Here is a 22703-nt window from a genome sequence, read left to right as displayed (position 1 = left end):
CGGGCAAGGTCAGCGCCTTGCCCGCCATGATCATCTTCCGTTGATCAGTCGTACTGGTAGAAATCCCGCGGCAGGTAGCCCTTGCCGTGCCAGATGGAGTGATGTTCCATGAACTCGCGCTGACTGGTCAGCACACGGTTGAACATCTCGTCCTTGGCGGCGATCTCATCCAGCACTTCGTTGGTGACTTTCTGCAGTTCGCGCAGCACCGGCTCCGGCAGGGTCTGGGCTTTCACCCCTTCCTTCTGATAATCCCGCAGCGCGGTAGGCTGGGCCCACTCGCTCTGGGCAAACCCCTTGAGGGTGGCTGATTCGCAACCCATCTCGACGAGGGCGCGGGTTTCCGGCTTGAGGCCTTCCCAGACATCCTTGTTGACCAGCAGGTGCGAGGTGGTCAGGGTCTGGTGCCAGCCCGGCATGATGTAGTTCTTGATGATCTGGTCGAGGCCCAGCATCTTGTCGATGGCCGGCTGGGAGAACTCGGTGGCATCGATGGTCTTGCGTTCCAGGGCCTGGTAGATTTCACCACCCGGCACCATGGTGACCGACGCGCCCAGCTTCTCCAGCACCTTGCCGCCAATGCCGGCAAAGCGGATCTTCAGGCCATTGAAGTCGTCCAGGCCGTCGATGCTGTTGGCGAACCAGCCGGCCCCTTCCGGGCCGATGATGCTGCACAGCATCGGATGGATGTTGCGCTCGGCGTAGATTTCCTCCAGCAACTGACGGCCGTCGCCCTCATAGTACCAGGCCAGGTAAGCCGGCGGCTCCATGTTGAATGGCGCACCGGAATACAGTGGCAGTGCCGGAATGGTGCCCTGGTCATAACCTACCCAGGTATAGCCGGCGGGATACTTGCCACTGCCCACCGCGTCCATGATCTCGAACGGCGGTACCAGTTCGCCCGGCTCGTAGTACCGCAGCTGGACATCGCCATCGGAGATCGCCTTCAGGCTCTCGGACAGATGCTTGACGGGCGTGGTGAGACCAACCAGATGAGACGGGAAGGCCAGCGGCACCTGCCAGCGCACTTTTTCAGCGGCCAGGGCGTCGGTGGCGATCAGGCTGCCAGAGAGAACGGCTGCGGCAGACACACCACAGGCCAGACGGGAAAGCTTCTGTTTGATCGACATGAAGAGAGTCCTTCTTGTTGTTGTCTTTGGCCTGACGGTGCTACGCACGGGCAGGCCTGGTCTGAAGTTCAGCCAGAAAACGCAGGAAACAGGACGGACAGGGTCCTGGGTCCAACAGTAAGCGCCAGTCTTGTTTTCTGCGTTGTTCTGACGTCTTGCGCAGTGGATAAAGCAGGGTCCATGCCATCGGCAATAAATAGCGGTAAATCAGTGAGATAGGAATAGCTGCCTCGACCCTGGCAAGAGCGACCGTCCGGGATTCCGAACAGTTATAGACCAAGGTCGAAGACTTTTGTGCGGAAAAGAAGACAGGTGTCCTGAAATCAGGACATCTTGCTGAGTTTCTCGTACAGCGCGGAACGGGAAATGCCGAGGGCACGCGCGGCACGCGACCGGTTGCCACGACAGGCCACCAGGGCAGCCTCGATGGCATCGGACTCGGCTTCCGCCAGCACCTCGGCCAGTGGCCGGGCCGGGCGGCTGGCATGGGCCGGCGGCAGCCGGACACCGTTGCGCGGCAGCACCTTGAAGATGGCGTCGGCATCCAGAAGACCGCTGTCTTCACTCATGGTGAGCGCCCGTTCGAGCACATTGCGCAATTCCCGGATATTGCCTGGCCAGCTGTAACCTGACAGGGCTGCAATCGCCGTATCAGTCATCTCGCCCCGCAACTCCGGGCCCTCACAGATATCCTCGAGCAGGGCTTCGCACAGAACGCCGAGGTCCGCCAGGCGTTCCCGCAATGGCGGAATGCCGATCTCCAGGACATTGAGGCGGTAATACAGGTCGGAGCGAAAACTGCCCTCGGCGATCATGGCTTCAAGATTGCGACTGGTTGCCGCAATAACCCGTACGTTCACCGAGATCACCTTGTTGGAACCCAGCGGTTCGATCTCGCCCTCCTGCAGGGCGCGCAGTAACTTGGCCTGCAGTGGCAGCGGCATATCGCCGACCTCATCGAGGAACAGGGTGCCACCGTTTGCCAGCTGGAATTTGCCGTCGCGGGTGCGGCGATCAGCACCGGTATAGGCGCCCGGCGCGACCCCGAAAAATTCTGCTTCCAGCAAATTTTCCGGAATCGCCGCCACGTTGACGCCGACAAAGGGTCCTTCGGCGCGGCCGGACATCGAATGGATCGCCTGGGCCAATACCTCCTTGCCAGTGCCGGTCTCCCCCAGCAGCAGCACCGGCATATCGCGGCCGGCTGCCAGCCGGGCCCGCCGCTTGACCTCCAGCGCGCCCGGGCTGGCACCGACAAAGTCCCCCAGGCTGTAGCGGGTACCACGGCTGCGCCGGGCCAGGGCCTTGCGGGCGGCGACCAGATCCTGGTGCAGGCGGCGGTACTTGCTCACCAGCGGGGTCAGAGGCTGCAGGTCATCGTAGAGCACAAAGGCCACCGCCCCCATCAGCGTGCCAGCATCGTCAAAGTACGGCAGGCGGGTCACCACCAGCTGCTGCTTGTCGTGTTCCATGATGTCCAGCAGCAGCGGGCTGCCGGTCTCCACCACTTCCGGCATCCGGGTGTGGGGAATCACCTGGCGAACCGGCAAGCCGATCACCGCCGCGGGCTCCGGAATCCCCAGCAGCCGGGAGTAGCTGCTGTTGATCCAGGTGATGCGCGCCTCGCGGTCCACCGCGATGGCACCGGCACTGGCCTCCTCGAACATCGGGAACAGGGCTTCGATAAGGTCGCGGGTCAGCCCGGTTTTGTCCTTCTTGGCAAAAAGCTGTGTCATCTGCTGGGTACCGCCGGGAAGTGTCTTGTGCATGATACAGAACCTGCTGCGCGCCGGAAGTGCCAGGCGCCTGCCATTCGGAGTATATGAAGCCCCCCGGGTGCGGGCAAACGCCCGGGCGGGACCGCAATCCCGTCCGGGCGTCCCGCCGGGGGCGAAGAAGCCGCTCCTCAGTCCGGGATGCGGACCTGGTTGTCGGCGAACTCGATCAGGTCTGCTGTCGCCGGCGTGGCGGCAATGGCGGGCAGGTTGGCGGCTGCCAGCGGGGTGGTGAGACTGCCCCGGGGCACCGTCCGCACCACCTGGCTGGGCGGCAGTGCGGTGCCGTGGCGCAGGTGGTCGTACATCAGGTCCAGTGCCTGGAAGTAGTAGTGGTGCAACGGGATGTAGCGCTCGGCGATACCCGGAAATCCATTGAGGACGTCCAGGTGCTGGGCATTCAGCACTTCGTAATAGTACAACCCGCTGGCCTCTCCTTCCACCCTCCGGTTGAGGCCAAAGTAGGGCCGCGAGGTGTGGTTAATGGGCAGGATGGCGTCGGCACGGCCGGTCACCACCACCGCCGGCTTGCCGCGCAGGTTGCCGCTGGCCCGGACCGCATCGATGCCGGCGGCAATACGTTGGGCCAGGTCGGCCGCTTCACCCTGCAGGGGCTCGCCGGTTTGCGGATCCTGCCCGGCCGCCAGCGCACGCAGGCACAGCAGGGCCTCGAAACCGTGGTCGGGCAAGCCGGTACCGGGCGACGTGCTGGCGGCCAGCAGGGTTGGCTGACCGGCGGCCGCGTCGTACACCAGGTTAACACCCGCCGTGGGCGGAATCCCGTTGCTGGTGGCAAACAGCGCCGCCTCGCGCACCGGGTCCAGCGGGGTCACCGCGCCCAAGGCATCGGTCGCCGCCAGGCTGAGGCCGCACAGGCGATCGTCAACCCCGGTCCGGCCATAGGCATTGGCGTAGGTCATCGCAATGCTCTGGGCCACTGACAGCCCGAAATGCACCGGAGCGAGCAGGTTCTGTTCCGGCTGGATGGCAAAGTCCTCGTTCAGGATGCGCAGCGCAGCGGCCGCCTGTTCATCCGTGCCGACGCCGCTCACCAGGCCGCGGCTGGCCAGCGCACTGCAGATGTTGGCGCCCACCGCCGGGGGGTTGAACACCCCGTTGAGCGGGGCGATATCACGAATGCCCGGGGCCTGGTTGGCACAGCCCTGGTACAGCGCCAGCGCCGTGGTGTAGTCGAGCAGGCTGCGGCTGTGCCCGCTGATCACCGGCCCGTCACCCTGGCGAATGGTAAAGCCGGAATCCGGGCGGGGGTTAACGTTGGGCTCGGACACCGCCACGCCGTCGATCAGGCCGCGCTCGTCCAACTCCGCCGCCCGCACCGAAGCGCCGCCGCCGTTGGACACACTGGACGCAATTACCAGGGTGTTGCGGGGGTTGATGGTCATCAGGGTCTGGTTATTGCCCAGCTCACGGCCAAAGCGCCGGTTCAGCACGTAGAAGCCGAACTCCACGGACTGCAGGACATGGCGCCCCCAGTCGGCTTCCGGATTGGCCCTGGAATGGGCGTGCTTCCAGGCAAATCGGTCCGGCCAGGCAGCGTTGAAATCCGCCCGCGCCGGGTCATTCAGCCCGGCACGGAACAGCACCGGCTCGTCCGCCTGGCTCAGGGTGCCATCGATGCGCTGGGCCGCATTACTGGCCAGGTTGTGGGCACCGGTACCGGTGCCCTTGTCGGTGTAGACCACCGCACAGCCTTTTTTGAGGCCCCATTCGCCGGCCGTGCCGATAGCACCGTAGATGCCGCGGGAACCGGATGAAGGCGCTGTCACCATGCACGGTCGGCGCGGGTCAAAGCTGTCTGGTACCTGGGCCATCACCGTCACCGAAACCTCACTGCCGGGTACCGTCATGTAGGCGACATACTCATGACCGGGTATCAGCCCGGAACCACTGCCTCCCACCTGGGGGCCAAAAAACACGCCATAACCGCCACCGGGCACGGTATCCACCAGGGCGCGGTAATTGTTGTAGATCGCCAGCCGCCGCAGCTCCTGCGGGCCCGGTTGCAACGGCTCGACAAACCCGGGCGGTGTCGGACTCGCCAGACCGGACGCACCCAGGCCGGCGGTCAGCAGGTCGTCGGTGATGCCGTCATAGTAATGCTGGCTGACCTCGCCCAGGAGGAATGCCGGGCGCTGATTGAACGGAGGGCGGACCTCGTCCGCAACGGTCAGCGTGCTGGCAATGACGCTCGCTGCAAGCAGCGAACCCTGCAGAAATCGGTTCATAATCAATCCCTTTTGTTGTTGTTCGTTGGCGGCGGGAGCACCACGTCAGCCCCGCCCGGCAGCCTTGGCCAGGGAGGCCCATGCGGCTGCCATGCCAATTCTTCAGGCCATTGATACAAAAGGGATTTAACAGCAATGATGGCCTTTCCGGGCAGCCCGCTTCCGGATTTCCGGACACAGGACCGGCCGGCGGCGTTCGTGACGCCGGTGGAGAGTGGCCGGCAACCGGATGTCCGGAATGCCGCACACTGTCCATAAATCAGGACAGTGTGCAGCGATCAGGCGCTCTACCCTAACGGGTACCGGCGAAACCGGACAGCTCCTTCACCGGCGGCGACAGGTAGGTCAGCCGCAGGCCGTTGACCGGGATCTCCAGGTCAAAGTTCACCAGGCCGCCAACGCTGACCGGAATGGTCTGGGCCAGCTGATTGTACTGTTCGATCACCTGGCGCCCATCCTCCAGGAACCGGACCCGGCCCAGCAGGTCGAGAAACAGCGGGATGCTGTGCTGGTTGTGGGGCAGGCCCAGCGGCGTGTGCAGGTCCGGAGCATCCAGGTACAGGTCCACTTCGGTCTTGAACTCGGGGTAACCATCTTCACCGGTACGGATAACCCCGGGAATCAGGGCAGTCCGGTTGCCCTGACCGTCATCGGCATAGCGCATCCGGATCACCTGCGGACCGGTGGGGGTCTCCGCCCAGATCAGGTCCGACAGCACCTTGGCATTGACCGTCAGCGAGGTGGTGGTGAGCAGGGTCGGGTGTAACAGCACACGCACGCCGGCGGCCGGATTGTCCGGATCTACCGGTCCGACCACTTCGGTATTCAGCGCCCCGGTCTGGTAGATGAACTTGAACTCGGGGCAGTCGGTCTCGATCCAGCCGTGGAAGAGACTTTCCCGGTCGCGGTTGCAGCCCACCCGGGCATCGGTCCGGCTCGGGCTGATTACCCGGGTTGCCTGGGGCGGTGTCAGCGGGTTACCGGCACCGTCGAACACTACATCCGGTGCCTCGGTACAGTCGCGGGCGTAGCGCTGGCGAATTACCACGCCATCGCTGTTAGTTTCGTCGACGATCCCGCACTGAATCACATTGTCGGCGTTGACGTCCCGCACCGGCAGGTTACGCAACGGCAGGAACACGGTTTCCGACGCCTCGCCGCCGCGGAAATAGATGGTCAGGTCGGGGCCACCCCGTTTGCTCAATCCTTCCAGCGCATTGGTTTCCAGTGACTGCCCGGCGCGGGAACAGATGGCCTGACCGCAGTCGGGAGAGGCCGACGCCTCGGACACCAGGGTATAGCGGTAAAAACTGCCCGGCTGCCAGGGCTGGTCCGGATAGAAGCGCACCTTCTGGTGGTTCAGTTCCAACCGGCCAGGGACCGGCTCGGCCTCCACATCACTGCCGCTCCCGTTGCCCAGCCCGGTCACCCGTTCCACCCGCAGGGTTTCGCCCAGCCGGATAGAGGCCAGGTCCATGGTCTGGGAAAAGGTCACCAGGATTGGCCGGTTCGCCGGCAACTCGGTCACCGGCATGGGGTCGTCGGCGCCGTTATGGGGATTGCCATAGCCGTCCAGGGTACCGGTGCAGCGGCCATGGCGGTGGTTGACCAGGTCCAGGCCGGTCGTCACACAGGGGAAACCGGGGTAGGTCGTCACCGCCAGCGGCGAGGCCTCCGTCTGGCTGGCCAGCGCAGGCATGGTAAAGTTCAGGTTGTGCTCTCGGCTGGCGTTGCCGGCCAGGTCGGTCAGGGCACTGCTGACCGCCACGGTATAGTGGCTGCCATGATCGAGCCCGCCAGCAGGCTGCAAGGTCACAGTGGTGCCATCCACCTTGACGTCCACCGCCTCCACCGGTTCCTCACCGTCGACCAGCAAACGCACGCCCTGCCGGGCCGAGGCCGGATCCACCGGTTCATCAAAGAACAGGCTGACCGGATCCCCCGGCCGGTGCGCGGCGACCACGCCGCTGCCAGTCTCATCCGGCATCCAGCTCAGCAATTCGGGGCCGCGACTGTCGGCCAACGGCGCCGGGGCATTCTGCTGGGCACGATCAACGGTTTCGGCGCGGATGCTGAACGCCAGCTGGGCCGCGGCGTCTTCGAGGCCAAGCAGGCGCGGTTCCACCATGCTCAGGGCATCGATCTCCAGCGTGCCGTTGCGAATCATGGCCACGCCGACCAGTTCCAGGCCGAGCAGGTCCTGGGACAGCGCCGAGTTGGGCTGGCCCTCGGCGGTACTCATCGCCACATCCATGAACAGGCGGACATGGCGCGGGGCATCGTCGGCGTCACTGAACGGGTTGCGATACAGGTAACCAATGGCATCCGTGGTCATGGTGACATGGATGTCGCCGGTCTGCTGTACGCCGGCGGCGGTCATCAGCGGCACGACGCCGCCCACGTTGACGTCCAGCGAGGTGCTGCTCAGCAGGGTGCCCCGGGGAATGCGCAGCGGCGTCATTTCCGGGAAATTCGGGCTATACGCCAGTTCCGCCCACATCTCCCCGGTCTGCCAGGAATTCGGGGTGTTTCCGAGCAGCACCGAGCTCAGGGCAATGCCGTTGACCGGCTGGCCATTGAGTTTCGAACGCAGGTCCTGGCTGCTGCTGTTGACGGTGGCAGTCTGGTAGAGCACCTCGGTGGGACCGGATTCCGCCGGCACGAAACTCCGCGCCATGCTGACCAGCTCGTCGCCATAGAGATTGGGCAGATCCTGCAGGATGAGGGTGTATTGCTCACCGGCGGTGAGTTCGTCACTGTCGGCGCCAGGCGCGGCCAGCGGGTCAATCACCAGGTGGCGGCCGCGGGCGATGACAAAGGCCGGCACCAGGTTGCCGGTGCTGTCCTCGAGCCGCACCGACTCGCCGTAGACCACCGCATCGGGATGGATCGCCTGGCTCAGGGTCAGTCGCAGGGTGGAGAAGTCCATCACCGGGTAGTGATCGCCGTCGGGCATCATCTGCTCCACGGCAAAGCCACTGCCGGTGGCGGTCATACTGCGGAAGGTATTGCTGCTGGCGCGAGTGGTAAACACCAGCTCACCGTCGTGGTCCAGCCGGTCGATCTGGTGGTCGCCGGCCTGCAGCGGCTCGGCCAGTCGCAAGCGATATTGCTGGACCGGCGCCAGCGGCTGGTCGGGACTGATCACCCAGCTACGGCCGTCATCAACCGGCGTCAGGGTATGGCTCAGCGGCGTACCGGCGGCAGTATCCTCCAGCACCAGCACCGGCTGCGGGACCGGTGCCGAGAAGCGCAGTACTAGGTCGGCACGGGTAGCAACCTCGCGCTGGCCATCGGCGGGATAACTGTAGGTCAGGGTGGGCGCGGCCTCAGGCATGATCATCGAGGACGACTCGCCGCCACAGCCGGCCAGCAGGGCCAGCGGCACAGTGCTCAGCAAAACACGGGTACGGAATGTCATGGTGCGGGCCTCCGGCTCAGAACTTCAGGGTGACGGAGCCGGCAACCACATGGACGTCACCGCCCGCGGTGACCGCACCGTTGGTGACTGTGGCGTTGTCCTGGCCGATGGTGCTGAGGGTAAACTCGCGATCGTCCATCCGATGGTACTGGTAGCCGATATCCAGGCGCACGGGGTAGGCCAGCACCCGGGTCCTGTCGTACTCGGCCGCCAGACCGATACCGGCAATCAGCCGGTCATTGTCGTAGTAGTTCACATCCGGGGTCAGACCATCTTCCAGTGGTGACGGCTGCAAGGCGAGGCCGGTGGTGAGCGAAAAATGGCGACTGAGCTGGTACTCGGCGCCGATCCGCGGCACCAGGATATCGTCGAAGCGGACATTGGCCTGGTCACGGACCTGGTCGCCGTCAAACTTGTCGCTCAGCCCCGACCAGTTCTGCTGCTCCACACTGCCGCCGATGCGCCAGCCGTCACCCCGGTACTGCACCCCGAGGGCAAGCGTTTCCGGCTGGTAGGAGTCGTAGGTCCTGATGGTGAATTCCAGCGGATCGGAAGCCGGAATCAGCCCGGGAATCACCACCCCGGCATCCACCGTGGTATTGGTATCAGAGCTGGTACGATAGCTGGCGGCCACTTCCCAGCCACTCAGCAGGCAATCGCGATCCGGGCAGAAGGTGTCACCAAGGTCGGCACTGGCGGAATAGATCATCCGAATGGACGGCTCGGCGTTGACCGACAGCTTCTCCTGTTCGGTATTGCCCGCCAGGTCACTGACGGTACGCAACTCGGCACCGGCGTGCAGGGTCACCCGGGCCGACGCCCCCAGACTCAGCCCCCGCCAGACCGCAGAGGCGGCTCCGACGTTGAGGAACAGCGGCTGCCGGCCATAATGCAGGAACTGGCCCTGGGCGGAAGTTGCGGAACTGAACGCCAGCATTTCCTTGCCGTATTTCTCCACGCCGGCGATGAAACCCAGGTAGATCGGCGGGCCATTGCGCAACATCGAGGACAGGTTGGTTTTCATGCCGATCAGCACATGCTGGCTTTCCTTGTCGAGGGTATAGGTACCGTTGGCCCCGCTGGCCTCCAGGTTCGGCTGGGCATGGAGCATGCCGGCGGTGAGCTCGCCGCGGGGGTCCGTGGTCAGGTAGGCCGGGTTATAGAAGGTGGCGGACACCTGGCTGTTGAACATCGACAACGCCTGCGCGGACGCCAGGTCGGACGGCAATACGCCGTAGGTCGATCCGATATTACCCATGCTGGCGACCGCAGCCGGTGGCAGCGCCGCAGTGAGTGTGACCATGAGGGCCGGAACGGCCAGCAATCGACGAGGTTGGAAAGTGCCGGCGGCAGCAAACATCATGAAACTCCCTTTATCCGCAACGAAGCAGGTGCCGTGGGTATACGGGCCCGCGTTTGATGAGCGGAAAACCTTAGCCAGCGGAACACGGCCACAGATTGGCACCAGCGACCTGGCCCGCGGTCGGCGCGGCCGATGCTTGCCGGAAATCGCACAACTGATTGTTTTTGCAGCTTTATTGGGAGTTTTTCAGCGGAACCGGCAAGGTCACGGATTGGTAAATCTGTGAACCAGCTCACACCCTGTCTGACTGCCCTCGTTAGGTATCCTGCCTGGGGGACAGACTTGCGCGGAGCGCCGGTGCATCAGCCCAGGTTGAGGAACGGCGCCAGGGTGAGGGCAATGATGACGGCAATAGCCAGGCAGGCCGCCAGGATACGCACCGGATGACGCACCAGTCGCTGCCAGAAGCCGGCCACTTCGCCGCGGTGCAGCCCGTCCTGGTAGCGTTGCCGCTGCTGGTGCTGGCGCTGCCGCTGGTAGTCGTCGAGCAGCGCCCGCGCCCGGCGCGCCTCGTCATCGTCATGGACCCAGAAGCCGCCCATGCTGATTCCCCAGCGGCTCGGAGGGGTCTCGTAATAGCTCACGGCGTGGCTCTCAAACAGCTCGCGGATCTCCTCCGCCTCGTCATCCGGGACATTGCGAAGGTTCATCAGGTGATGGGGCATGGGCGTTACGTCTGGCATCGGTTCACGGAATGCCCTTATCCTACCACCATGAACCCTTGCTCACCGCATCCGGCCACCAGGACGCCCAATGCCCGATCCCTTACTGACACTGCTACTGGATTTTGACGACCAGGTCCGCCGTGACCAGGAGCAGTCACCGGTCTTTCTCCACCGCCGTGACCGCCGTTTTGCCCTCGACTGTGCCCAGCAAGGCCTGGCACCCGACCCGCAGCACTGGCTGGCCCACCTGCACCGGCTCAATCCGCGCCCAGCCGTCACCGGCACCGACCCCCGGCTGCTCCGCTGGCAGCTGCTGGGCCGCGGCTTTGCCCTCGCCGGCGCCGTGTTCGGTGTCCTCACCATGCTCGGCCTGCTGTTCTACGATGGCAGCCAGCGCATCAACCTGACGGTGATCCTCGGCTTTGTCGCGTTGCAGCTGCTGTTTGCACTGGCCACCACGGTACAGGCTGTGGCCGGCTGGCAGCCCTGGGGCTGGCTGATGGCGCAGCTCGGGCGCCACGACGCGCCGTCGAGTCCGGCCCTGGCACGCCTTCGGCCACAACTGATGGCGAGGATTGCCCACACTGGTGGCCTGCTGTTCGGCATCGCGGGGCTGCTGACCCTGCTGGTCCTGGTGGTGGTGCAGGACCTGGCATTCGGCTGGAGCACCACCCTCGATACCGGCGCGGCGGGCTATCACCGCTTACTCGGCACCATCGCCACACCCTGGCACTGGCTGTGGCCCGCAGCGGTACCCGATCTTGCGCTGGTGGAAGCCACCCGGTTTTTCCGCCTCCAGGCTGACAGCGGCACCATCGGGGTTTCCCGCTGGGGCGACTGGTGGCCCTTCGTCACCATGACCTGGCTGGTCTACGTCATCGCACCCCGGCTGCTTCTGCTGCTGCTGGCCCGCGCCCACCTGCAGCGGCAGATCCGCCGCACCCTGGCCCACCACCCGGGGCTGACCGCCCTGCAATACCGCATGGAGACCCCGGCCCTCGACACCGGCAACCAGCGGGACGACTCCCATCACCAACCGGACCTTACCACCGCCAGCCGGGCAACCGCGGTACCGGCCGCCAGCGTGATCATCCGCTGGGCCGGTGCGGAACCACCTCCACAACTGGCATCGGCGCCGAGCCTGGCGGCAGGCGGCAGTGCCACCCTGGCACAGGACCGGCAAACCCAGCTCGACGCCGCCGCAGAGCTGGCAGCCGCCGACAGCCCCGCGGTGATCCTGGTGACCCGCGGCTGGGAGCCACCCACCGGGGAACTGGCAGACTTTCTCGAAACCGCCCGCGAACTGTGGCCGGGCGCGACCCGCATCGCTCTGTTGCCACTGGCGGTGGAGCCCGGGGCCGCCCTGCCAGACCATCAGCTCAGCCAGTGGCTGCGGTTCAGTGAACGCCGTCAGGACCCGCTGCTGCAGGTCGCCACCGCCACCGGGCTGACCGGCTCCGGCAGCAAGACGCGCGGGGCGGCATCATGACTCCGGCACCGGTATTTGCAGTGGTTGGCCACCCCAACAAGGGCAAATCCAGCGTGGTGGCGACGCTGTCCCAGAACGACGCCATCGCCATTGCACTGGAACCGGGCACCACCCGGGAGCGCCAGGCCTACCCGCTGACGGTCGATGACCGGGTGCTCTACACCCTGGTGGACACCCCCGGCTTCCAGCGGCCACGGCGGGTGCTGCAATGGCTGGAAGCCCACAGCCTGTCGGCTTCCGACCGCGCCGAGACCGTCGCCGCCTTTGTCACCCAGCACCGTGACGATCCCCGCTTTCACGACGAATGCGAACTGCTGGCGCCACTGATCGACGGGGCCGGAATCATCTACGTGGTGGACGGCTCGGTACCCTACAGCAGTGAACACGAGGCGGAAATGACGGTCCTGCGCTGGACCGGACGCCCCAGCCTGGCCCTGATCAACAGCATCGGGCCGGATGACCACAGCGATGCCTGGCAGGCAGCACTTGGCCAGTTTTTTCAGGTTGTCCGCAAGTTCGACGCCGTTCGCGCCCCGTTTGACCAACATCTCAGCCTGTTGCGAGCCTTTGGCCAGTTGGAGCCGGCCTGGGAACAACCCCTGGAACAGGCGGTCCGTTTCCTGGCCAGCCAGCGCGAACAGCGGCAGGCCCGCTCGGCGGAACTGATTGCCGATGCCCTGATCGCCATGATGGGCTGGCAGGAAAAAAACACCCTGCAGATCGCTGCCGGCGGCAACGACACCGGCGAATCGCTGTCCGAGACCCTGCGCCAGCGCTGGTACCAGCACCAGCGGCAACGGGAGCAGCAACTGCGCACCGCCATCGAGCAGCTGTACCAACACACCAGGATCCGCCGCCAGGAGGCCGAACTGAGCTGGCACAGCGACCATGACCTGTTCAGCGAAGACAGCCGGGAAGCCTGGGGTGTCAGCCGCGGCTACCTGGCCACCGCCGGGTTCGGTGCCGGCGCGCTGGGCGGTGCCGGGATCGATGCGGTCACCTTCGGCGCCTCGCTGGGGACCGGGGCACTGATCGGCGGCCTGATCGGCGCCGCCGGCAGTTATTTCTACGGTGACCGTTTACGCTTTCCCGCGGTGAAGCTGGGGCCGATCCGTGCCGGCCTGCAAACCGCCACCTTTGGCCCGGTACAGGACAGCCAGTTCGGGTACGTGGTGCTGGGCCGGGCAGTGGATCACTGGTGGCAGATCAGCCACCGCAATCACGCAGGACGGGACCTGCTGGATCTGCAGCCGGCCGACAGCCACTGGCTGGAAGGCCTGCAACGCCCGTACCGGCAGGCCATCCAGAAAGCGTTCGACCGGTGCCGCAAACGCAAGGAAATTGACCCCGCCGCCCGGGCCGATCTGGTCGCCGCAATCGGGGCGGTATTGACCACCTACGACGATTGGCGGTTGAACCGGACCTGACAGAGATGTTTATACTGTATGGCTATTCCATCACAAAATGAGGAATGCATATGAAGATTGTACGTGTCCAGGACATCATCGGTACCGAACGCGAAGTCAGCGCCCAGCAATGGACCAGCCGCCGCCTGCTGCTGAAAAAGGACGGCATGGGCTTCTCGTTCCATGAGACCATCATCCCGGCCGGTTCCGAACACACCTTCTGGTACAAGCATCATCTGGAAGCGGTGTATTGCGTGGCCGGTAATGGCTCGATCACCGACCTGGCCACCGGTGAGACCCATCAGATCACCGACGGCACCCTGTACGCCCTCGACAAGCACGACAAGCATATCCTCCGTGGCGGTACTGAAGACATGCGCCTGATCTGTGCCTTCAATCCGCCGGTAACCGGCCAGGAAGTGCACGACGAGGATGGCGCCTACCTGCCGGATACCGAAGGCAACTAAGCCGGTAAGCCGTGGCAGACCCCAGGGCCGCCACCCCACCGCCACCGCCAGCACAGCTGCTGCCGGTGGCGGTGTTGCTTTGGCTGGCCGGGGTGTATCTGCGGATTCCGGTGCTGGTGGCACCGCCACTGGCACCCTTCATCAGCGCCGAGCTGGCGCTGTCCCAGGCGCTCACCGGCGCCCTGACCACCCTGCCAATCCTGATGCTGGCCATCGGCGCCATGCCCGGCTCCCTCGCCATTGCCCGCCTGGGGCCACGCAACACCCTCGCCCTGGCCATGGTCATCATGGTGATCGGCTCTGCCGGTCGCGGCCTGGTTCCGGATGCCCCGACCCTGCTGATCGCCAGCGCCGTCATGGGCCTGGGGGTGGCCATGATGCAACCGGCACTGCCGGCACTGCTGTCCCGCTGGTTACAACCCCATCACCTGGCACTGGGCTCGGCGATCTACATGAACGGCATGCTGATGGGCGAGTTCATTGGCGCCGGCATCACCCTGCCGGTACTGATGCCCCTGCTGGATAACAGCTGGCGCGCCACCCTGCTGGCCTGGTCGCTGCCGGCACTGCTGGTGGCAGCCGCGCTGTTCCTGCCCCGGCGTGACCTGGCTCGCCCGCTGCGCAGGAGCCCCTGGCTACCGGACTGGAAAAATCCGCTGACCCTGAAAATCGGCCTGCTGCTGGGCCTGTCCGGCAGCCTGTTCTTCGGCCTCAATGCCTACATGGGCAACCTGCTCGCACAGCAGGGCCACTTCGAAAAACTGGCCGACGCCCTGTTCTGGTTCAACATTGCCCAGGTGTTTGCCTCGCTGGTGATGCTGAAAATGGCAAGGACCTGGGTCGGACGGCGGACGTTTATCGTCCTCACCGCCGCGCTGAGCATCGCGGGAACCCTCGGCGCGGTTGTGCTCACCGGCTGGTGGGCCATCGCCAGCGCCACCGTCATGAGCTTCGCCGCCGGCATCCTGCTGATCCTGCTGGTAGCCCTGCCACCGTTGCTGGTGCCCGCTGCGGAAACCGGACGGCTGTCCGCCGGGACCTTCCTGGTGGGCTATACCCTGGCGTTTTCCGTCCCCATGCTGGGCGGCGTGCTCGCCGACTGGACCGGCGATGTCCGCCACGCGGTCCTGCTGATGATCGGCTACAGCCTGCTGGCACTGCCCCTGGCGTTCACCCTCGACCTGAAAAAACAAAAGGGCCAGCCCGAAGACTGACCCTTGCCAGGCAAATCGCTGCCGTTAACGGCAGGCGCCTGCAACTCAGATGTAATAATCCTTCAACGGCGGGAAGCCGTTAAACTCCACCGCACTGTAGGTGGTGGTGTAGGCCCCGGTCGAGAACCAGTACAGCCGGTCACCGATCGCCAGATTGAGCGGCAGCGGGTACTTGTGGTGCTCGTACATGATATCCGCACTGTCACAGGTCGGCCCGGCGATCACCGCATCTTCCGGCTCACCACTGCCGGTCTTCTCCGTCCACACCGGGAACTTGATCGCTTCGTCGAGCGTCTCGATCAGCCCCGAGAACTTACCGACATCGGTGAATACCCACCGGTGCAGGGCAGTGCGTGACTTGCGGGAAATCAGCACCACCTCACTCACCAGCACACCGGCGTTGGAAATCAGCGAACGACCCGGTTCGATGATGATCTCCGGCAACTCATCGCCAAAGTCCTCGCGCAGGAAGCGGGCAATTTCCTCGGCATAGGTCTGCAGATCGTTGGTGCGGGTGATGTAGTTGGCCGGAAAGCCACCGCCCATGTTGATCATCTTCAGTTCGATACCGTCTTCTTCCTTCAGACGCTCGAAAATTACCTTCACCTTGTTGAGGGCCGCATCCCAGGCACCGATTTCCCGTTGCTGGGAACCGACATGGAACGACACGCCGTATGGCTCCAGACCAAGATCACGGGCCAGGATCAGCAGATCCATGGCCATATCGGTCTGGCAGCCGAACTTGCGGGACAACGGCCAGTCCGCGGTCAGCGTGCCTTCGGTGAGAATCCGGACATACACCTTCGAACCCGGCGCCGCCTTGGCGATATTGCGCAGATCCGCTTCGGAATCCGTGGCGTACAGCCGCACACCTTTCTCGTAAAAGGTGCGAATATCACGGGCCTTCTTGATGGTGTTGCCATAGCTGATGCGGTCACCGCTTACGCCCAGGGCCATGACCTTATCCAGCTCGTACACCGATGCGATATCGAAGTTGGCGCCCTTGTCCCGCAGCATGGTCAGGATCTGCGGGGCCGGATTGGCCTTGACCGCATAATAGACTTTGGCGTAAGGGAAGCCATCCACCAGTTCGTCGTACTGGCGGTCGATGGTGGCGGTATCAATCACCACGAAGGGCGTTTCCCTGTTCTCGGCAAAAGCCTTGATGCGACTGAAGGTATCGGTGTCGTAGTAATCAGCTACCTGGATGTCGGCGTGGTCGGTCATGGATGGTGTGTCCCTCCGGGGGAAAACGGCCATAAAAAAGGGCACCACAGCATGGCTGGAGCACCCGGAATTCGCGCGAATTTAGGGCTTTTCTGGCGGCGCTGGAATGAGCATATCTACCCATAAGCAAACCCCGCAAACCACCGCATCGGTGGCACTGGAACTGTAGTTCACTCCGGCTCAGACTGCCACCGGCCAGGGCGCCGGCGGTGTCGGTGGCGAAACCGGATTGTCGGGGTCGCCACCAGCGAGCTGTTGCTCCAGGTAGCTCAGGATGGCCTCCCGCAGATCGTGCCCGCCGGCCAGCCCCTGGTTTCCGAACAGCCGGTTGAATTCAAGAACAAACGGGTAACCATCCACCAGCGCGATATCAAAGCCGGCATGGTCGACACCCAGCTCCCGCGCCAGCCGCAAGGCCAGCTCCGTGGCAGCCGCCGGCACCGGGCTGGTATCGATCCGACCGCCGCGGGCCACGTTGTTGTAGAACCCCTGGTCGGCCTGGGTGCGCCAGTACGCGGTCACCACCTGGTTGCCCACCACCACCACCCGCACATCACGATCGATCGGCAGGTATTCCTGGGCGTAGAGTACATCAGCCCCCTCGCAGTACCGGTGCCAGTCTTCACGGGTTTCGATCAGCCAGACGCCTTCACCCATACTCGCCTTCGGTCGCTTGGCAACGAAGGGCAGGCTCATGGCCTCCCAGACCTGCTCCCGCTCCTCGGGACCGTTGGCCTCGATCAGCGTCCAGGGCGTTTGGTCGGGTGCCACGGTCTGGAAGGCCCGGGTCATCTCTACCTTGTCGTGGCCGATGCGGTAGCTGGCCACACTGGGGAAGATCCGGCACTTGAGACCATGGACCAGGGCATTGACCTGCCAGTATTCCGGAAACAGCACCCAGTCCGCCTGCCGCAGTTCATCCTTGTGGCGCAGGAAGTGTTCGGGTTTGAGTACGGTGGTCTCGGGAAAGCCCAGGGTACGGAAGATATCGAAGGAGACAAGGTGCATGGGATCAGCGGCACTCAGGATGGAATTGCGCGCATTTTAGGCGGCTTCGGGATTCTGGCAAGCATTATTTTTTGCCGGTTAATTGACCAATCTCATGGCCAACGCCAAATTAAATGATAATACTTCGCATTACGATAAATGACCTGAGGAAACCCCATGCTGAGATCCGCCTGTACCGCCGCCCTGACCCTGTTCATCGCCACCACCGCCGTCGCCGGCGACGCCCGCCACTTCAAGGGTCTGCCCGCGGATTCACTGCCCCAGGCGATGGCCAACCTGATGGCATCCAACGGCAATCTGGAAACCCTGCTGCAGGGTGAACTGACGCCGCAGGTGATGCATGAGATCCATCAGCAGACCTACACCCTGGAGAATGCGCTGGCGCGCATCACTACCGAGGTCCAGCTGCTCACCGATACCCTCGAGGCGGTTCACCAGGCCTCCGAGCATGCCGATCCGGCCACGGTGCAGCAAGCAGGCGAAGCCTGGCTGGTCCGCTCAAAACACCTGGCCCGCTAACCAACTGCCACCCCGCCAGGCGACAAACCGGCAGACCCTGCTAGGCTTTCCTTGACGGCGACCCGGCACAGGGGCGGCAGCAAGGTATGACTGGACAAGCGAGACAGCACGGCGAGGCGGGATTGTTATGAATGATCAACGGGACCAGCTGGTTCGCCGCCTGCGCGACGACCATCAGTCGGGCGCAACCCAGCTAGCGCTGAACACCCTGTTCGGGCTACGGGAGTTTCTTGAGCAGCAGGCGGACGTGGCGGCGGATGAAATCCTTGAGCTGGCCAGCACCCTCCGGGTGACCCGTCCCAGCATGGTCCCGCTCAACAATGCCCTGCTGCGCTGGCAACAGGCGGTGTTCCCGGACGGCCGGTCGCGTCCCGACAACCAGCGGCTGCTCGAAGTACTGGAGGCCATCATCGGTCACCTGCAGGATGCTGCCGGCCGGGTCGCCCGCCACGCCGCGGACCTGATCGAGCCCGGTGCCGTCATCCTCACCCACAGCAACAGTTCAGTGGTACAGAAACTGTTCCGCGAGCTGTACAACCGCAAGACGTCCTTTTCGGTCATCGCCACCCTCAGCGGTCCCGGTAACGAGGGAGCCCGCCTGGCGGAGGCTCTCGACCGGCTCACCATCCCGGTCACCCTGATCACCGATGCCCAGATGGGGTTGTTCATGGCCCGGGCCACCGTTGCGGTCTGTGGATGTGACAGCTGGCTCGCCGACCAGCATTTCGTCAACAAGAGTGGCACCTACCTGATGGCCCTGGCGGCCCGGGATCAGGGCAAACCCTGCCTGGTGCTGGCCGACAGCTTCCGCAACAGTGACCAGACCTCGCGTACCGTGCAGCTGGAGGAAATGTCCGGCAAGGAACTGAACGGCCCCAGCGGCACTTTCATTACCACCCGCAACATCTACTTTGAAACCGTGCCCGAACGGTTGGTCAGCGGACGGCTGACCGAGCACGGCCTGGTCCGCACCGGCGGCCCCACCGCCGGCATGCCGGCGATGGACTGAACGGGCAACGCTCAGCTCCGGTTGCGCAGGGCCCGATTGGTCGCCAGCGTCGGTTGCGCCGCCAGCGGGTCTTCCGGCCAGGGATGGCGCGGGTACCGGCCACGCATGTCCTTGCGTACCTCCGGGTAAGCCTGGCGCCAGAAACTGGCAAGGTCGGCAGTGACCGCCAGAGGCCGGCCTGCCGGTGAGAGCAGGTGGATAACAACCGGGACTTTGCCACCGGCCACCGTCGGGGTGGCAGTCCAGCCGAACAGCGCCTGCAGCTTGACCGCCAGTACCGGGCCATTGGCAGCCGCATAATCCAGGCGCACCTGCTGACCGGTGGGAATGGTAAGGCGCACTGGTGCAAGTTGCCCCAGCTGTTGCTGACCGGAGTACTCCAGCAGGCTGTCCAGGGCCGTCAGCAGGTTCAGTTGCTGCAGCTCGCTCCAGCGGGAAATACCCGCCATGAACGGGCCCAGCCAGTCATCCAGGCGCTGCAGCAGGGCCTGGTCAGACACCTCCGGCCAATCCCCGGGAAAGCACTTTGCCAGCAGCTGGACCCGGGCCTGCCACTGGCGCGCTTCCGTGGTCCACGGCAGGCTCGCCAGCCCCTTTTTGCGCACCGCATCCAGCAGGCCCTGGCGGACCAGCCCGGCGGCCGGCTGCGGCAATGGCTGTTCGGCCAGCACCAGTTCCCCGAGCCGGCGTACCCGGCGCGCCACCACCGTGCCACGCTTGTCGTCCCAGGTGGCCTCGTCCCGGTCGCTGATGTGGGCTGCCAGATCCTGTTCCAGGTCTGGCAGGTCCACCGCGGCCGCCAGGAAGATGGTGGCTTCCCGGGCCTTGCCGTCAAGATCCGCCGCCACCAGCCAGTCATGACAGCCCAGCGGATCGTCATCCCGCAACACCGCCCCCCTGCCGTTACTGAGCTGGTAACGGGGCGCCGATCCGGAGCGCCGGCGACCAATCCGGTCCGGCCAGGCTTGTGCCAGCAAACGTCCCACCTCGGCTTCGGTTGGCAGCAAGCCCGGTCCGTCCCGGCCGTCGGCCAGCCGCCGGGCGGCCTGGCGCACCGACCTCAGCCGTGCCGGGTCCACGCCCCGCGGCGACGTCTCACCGCGCAGTAGCCGTACCCGTTCATGCACATCGGCGCCCGCCGCGGAACCCAGCAGATCCCGTTCCCCCAGTAAGGCCGCCAGCTCCGCCGCCAGGGTGCCAAGGCCCAGCTGGCGGCCGCGCAGCACCATGTGGGCAAGCCGGGGGTGGATACCGAGCTCCCGTGCCGCCTTGCCGTGGTCGGTAATGGCACCCTGGTCGTCCAGCATGTCGAGCCACTGCAACAGGGCGGCGGCCTGTTGCCAGTGCGCCAGCGGCGGCGGATCGATCCACTCGACACTGTCCGGCACCCGGGCACCCCACTGGGCCAGCTCCAGCACCAGGGGCGCCAGATCCGCTTCCTGGATCTCCGGCGGCGTGAATTCGGCCAGACCCGCCTGCTCCGACTCGCGCCACAGGCGATAGCAGATCCCCGGCTCGACCCGGCCGGCACGGCCTTTGCGCTGTTCCGCCGAGGCCTTCGAGACCCGCCCCGTCACCAGCCGGGTCATGCCACTGTTCGGATCGAACACCGCCCGCCGTTGCAAACCGCTATCGATCACCACCCGGACACCCTCAATGGTCAGGCTGGTTTCCGCGATCGCGGTGGCCAGTACCACCTTGCGGGTAGCCTGCGGCGGGGGTGAAATGGCCCGATCCTGGTCGGCAGACGTCAGGTTGCCATACAACGGAGCAAGCACCACGCCCGCCGGCAACTGGCCACGCAGCTGCTGTTCGACGCGGCGGATTTCTCCGGCCCCCGGCAGAAACACCAGCAACGAGCCGTCCTGCGCCCGCAATGCCTCATGGATCACCGCCACCAGGTGATCGAGGGGGCGGCTATTGCGGGCTGGTGGCCGGTACAGCACCTCCACCGGGAACGCCCGCCCGGCACTGGTGATGACCGGCACGTCCCCGAGCAGCCGCGCGATCGGCGCGGTATCCAGGGTGGCCGACATCACCAGCAGCCGTAAATCGTCCCGCAGGGCCTGACGGGTCTCCCGCACCAGAGCCAGGCCAAGATCGGCCTGTAACGAGCGCTCGTGGAACTCGTCAAACAACACCGCCGCGTAGTCTTCCAGCATGGGGTCGCTCTGGATCAGTCGCGTCAGAATACCTTCGGTGACCACTTCGATCCGGGTAGCGGCAGACACCCGGGTATCCAGCCGGGTCCGGTACCCCACAGTCTGGCCGGGCTGTTGCCCCAGCTGGCCGGCCATGAAGCGCGCCGCCGAACGGGCCGCCAGCCGTCGCGGCTCCAGCATCAGGATCTTGCGGCCCTGCAGCCACGGCGCCGCCAGCAACGCCAGCGGAACCCTGGTGGTTTTACCGGCGCCCGGCGGGGCCTGCAACAGGGCCACCGCGTGGTGTTCCAGGGCGCGTTTCAGTTCCGGAAGTATGTGGTCTATCGGGAGCATGGCTTGGGCACGAAGAAGACAAACAACAACCCGAAGGCCAGTGCGGCGACCCCGATGCCGAAAGCGGTTGCCAGGGTGCCACCGGCCCCCAGCCACTGCTTGGTTAGCCACGGGCCAACCATCTGGGTGAAGCCGTAGAGGGCGACGGTGGCGGCGGAAAGCCGCGGGCCCTGATGGGGATGGAGGGCACGGCCAATGCGCTGGGTGAGCAGGACCGTGCCAAGGAAGGTCCCTCCCACGAGGGCCGCACACAGGATCAGGCCAACCGGTCCCGGCCACAGCACTGCGGCAAGCACACCGGCAAGCTGGATCACGAAGTTCAGCTTCAATGCCGGGAGATCGCCGATTTTCGCACCAAGTCTGTTCCAGATCCAGGGTGCCGGAATGGTCGCCAGGGCGACGATCAGCCAGGTGCCGTCCTGCAACCAGTGGCGGGCGGGCAACTCGAGCCGCGCCAGCAAAGGCAGGAAGGTCATCGGCAGAATGTAACCGAGGCCAGCTCCGGCATAGGACAGGAACAGCGGAATGCTGGCACGGTCAAACAGCGGGCCATGGTCCGCTTGCTGGCTGCCGTCGGCCGCGACACGCGCCGGGATCTGCAGCCGTAACAATCGCGCGACGCCCCACCAGCCCAGGGGGATGGAAAGCACGGCGGCGGGCCACCAGCGATCGGCACCGGCGAGCCAGGTTGCCGTGCCGGACACCAGGCCGCTGGAAACCAGCAGGCCAACACCGACGCCGATGTAGACCAGCCCGCTGGAGGCCGACCGGTTGCGGGACACCAGCCACTCCAGGATCAGCGCCGGAGCCTGCACGAACACCACACCGTTGGCGACCCCGTTGAGCCAGCGCAGGGTATCAATGGCGGTCAGGTCATTGAGCTGGGTCAGCAGTAACAGAGTAATCACATGGACCGCCAGGCTCAGCGGCAGCAAGCGCCGGATATGCTCGATGCGGTGCCAGCGGATGGCCAGCAAGGCACCCATCAGGTAACCCAGGTAGTTCCAGGTAGCGACGGCAGCACCCTGCTGGGCGTCAAACTGGCCATCCTGGACCAGGTAAGGCAGCAGTGGCGTGAAGATAAACCGGCCGAGGCCATGCACCACCAGCAGGATGATCGCACCTGCCAGCAGCACCGTGGACAACTCTCGGGGGGAGGTGCAGGAGGTAGGGTTGGCTGGCATCGCGGTCTTCCTGGCGGGTGTTCTGACGGGTTATCAGGCAATGATCAGCGCGCCAGTTTACGCCGTTCAGGCCGGCGGCAGAAGG

The 22703-nt window shown here is 64.9% G+C and carries 16 protein-coding genes; 6 read left to right on the top strand and 10 right to left on the bottom strand.

Annotated features, from left to right (window positions below):
• Positions 1 to 44 precede the first annotated feature (44 nt).
• From CLH61_RS08840 to CLH61_RS08815, 6 genes are all read right to left on the bottom strand, one after another.
• Complete coding sequence (locus CLH61_RS08840; protein ID WP_099614360.1) at positions 45 to 1130, bottom strand: TRAP transporter substrate-binding protein; 1086 nt, start codon at positions 1128 to 1130, stop codon at positions 45 to 47.
• A gap of 323 nt (positions 1131 to 1453) precedes the next feature.
• Positions 1454 to 2866 (bottom strand): sigma-54 interaction domain-containing protein, encoded by a 1413-nt coding sequence (locus CLH61_RS08835; RefSeq protein ID WP_099614628.1) that lies wholly within the window; start codon positions 2864 to 2866, stop codon positions 1454 to 1456.
• Between the two features lie 170 nt (positions 2867 to 3036).
• Entirely contained in the window at positions 3037 to 5151 is a 2115-nt protein-coding gene (locus tag CLH61_RS08830; RefSeq protein WP_099614359.1) for a 3-hydroxybutyrate oligomer hydrolase family protein, read from the bottom strand.
• A 292-nt stretch (positions 5152 to 5443) separates the two neighbouring features.
• A complete protein-coding gene (locus tag CLH61_RS08825) occupies positions 5444 to 8572 on the bottom strand; it encodes an Ig-like domain-containing domain (RefSeq protein WP_099614358.1) in 3129 nt (1042 codons plus the stop codon).
• A 16-nt stretch (positions 8573 to 8588) separates the two neighbouring features.
• Positions 8589 to 9935: an outer membrane protein transport protein gene (locus CLH61_RS08820; protein WP_322868224.1), complete on the bottom strand. Its 1347-nt coding sequence runs from the start codon at positions 9933 to 9935 to the stop codon at positions 8589 to 8591.
• 302 nt (positions 9936 to 10237) lie between these two features.
• On the bottom strand, positions 10238 to 10600 hold the full coding sequence (locus tag CLH61_RS08815) for a DUF6164 family protein (protein WP_099614357.1): 363 nt from the start codon (positions 10598 to 10600) through the stop codon (positions 10238 to 10240).
• An 88-nt stretch (positions 10601 to 10688) separates the two neighbouring features.
• Here CLH61_RS08815 and CLH61_RS08810 point away from each other — a divergent pair, with 88 nt between their 5' ends.
• The 4 genes from CLH61_RS08810 to CLH61_RS08795 are packed head-to-tail and all read left to right on the top strand — an operon-like array spanning position 10689 to position 15176.
• Positions 10689 to 12089, top strand: coding sequence for a DUF2868 domain-containing protein (locus CLH61_RS08810; protein WP_099614356.1), 1401 nt, complete (start codon positions 10689 to 10691; stop codon positions 12087 to 12089).
• Positions 12086 to 13516 carry a GTPase/DUF3482 domain-containing protein gene (locus CLH61_RS08805; protein ID WP_099614355.1) on the top strand — a complete coding sequence of 477 codons (1431 nt, stop codon included), beginning with the start codon at positions 12086 to 12088 and terminating at the stop codon, positions 13514 to 13516. The genes CLH61_RS08810 and CLH61_RS08805 overlap by 4 nt, the downstream gene beginning before the upstream one ends.
• A 50-nt stretch (positions 13517 to 13566) precedes the next feature.
• Positions 13567 to 13962 carry an ectoine synthase gene (locus CLH61_RS08800; protein ID WP_099614354.1) on the top strand — a complete coding sequence of 132 codons (396 nt, stop codon included), beginning with the start codon at positions 13567 to 13569 and terminating at the stop codon, positions 13960 to 13962.
• Positions 13963 to 13973: 11 nt separating this feature from the next.
• Complete coding sequence (locus CLH61_RS08795; RefSeq protein WP_099614353.1) at positions 13974 to 15176, top strand: MFS transporter; 1203 nt, start codon at positions 13974 to 13976, stop codon at positions 15174 to 15176.
• 45 nt (positions 15177 to 15221) lie between these two features.
• On the opposite strand, the gene CLH61_RS08790 is transcribed toward CLH61_RS08795, so the two are convergent.
• Complete coding sequence (locus CLH61_RS08790; protein WP_099614352.1) at positions 15222 to 16403, bottom strand: type III PLP-dependent enzyme; 1182 nt, start codon at positions 16401 to 16403, stop codon at positions 15222 to 15224.
• Positions 16404 to 16583: 180 nt separating this feature from the next.
• Positions 16584 to 17411 carry an ATP-grasp domain-containing protein gene (locus CLH61_RS08785; protein WP_099614351.1) on the bottom strand — a complete coding sequence of 276 codons (828 nt, stop codon included), beginning with the start codon at positions 17409 to 17411 and terminating at the stop codon, positions 16584 to 16586.
• Positions 17412 to 17567: 156 nt separating this feature from the next.
• Here CLH61_RS08785 and CLH61_RS08780 point away from each other — a divergent pair, with 156 nt between their 5' ends.
• Positions 17568 to 17930, top strand: coding sequence for a DUF6746 family protein (locus CLH61_RS08780; RefSeq protein ID WP_099614350.1), 363 nt, complete (start codon positions 17568 to 17570; stop codon positions 17928 to 17930).
• Positions 17931 to 18057: 127 nt separating this feature from the next.
• Positions 18058 to 18939, top strand: a complete 882-nt coding sequence (locus tag CLH61_RS08775) for an eIF2B alpha/beta/delta subunit family protein (RefSeq protein ID WP_099614349.1) — start codon at positions 18058 to 18060, stop codon at positions 18937 to 18939.
• A gap of 11 nt (positions 18940 to 18950) precedes the next feature.
• Here CLH61_RS08775 and hrpB read toward each other — a convergent pair whose 3' ends face one another.
• Both hrpB and CLH61_RS08765 read right to left on the bottom strand, forming a co-directional pair.
• Positions 18951 to 21434 carry an ATP-dependent helicase HrpB gene (hrpB, locus tag CLH61_RS08770; protein ID WP_099614348.1) on the bottom strand — a complete coding sequence of 828 codons (2484 nt, stop codon included), beginning with the start codon at positions 21432 to 21434 and terminating at the stop codon, positions 18951 to 18953.
• Positions 21422 to 22618: a YbfB/YjiJ family MFS transporter gene (locus tag CLH61_RS08765; protein WP_099614347.1), complete on the bottom strand. Its 1197-nt coding sequence runs from the start codon at positions 22616 to 22618 to the stop codon at positions 21422 to 21424. Before CLH61_RS08765 ends, hrpB begins: the two co-directional genes overlap by 13 nt.
• Positions 22619 to 22703 lie beyond the last annotated feature (85 nt).

The organism is Marinobacter profundi (assembly GCF_002744715.1).
GTDB classification, from domain to species: Bacteria; Pseudomonadota; Gammaproteobacteria; order Pseudomonadales; family Oleiphilaceae; genus Marinobacter; species Marinobacter profundi.
Note: the sequence above shows the minus strand (reverse complement) of the source record. Positions and strands in the feature narration are given on the sequence as shown.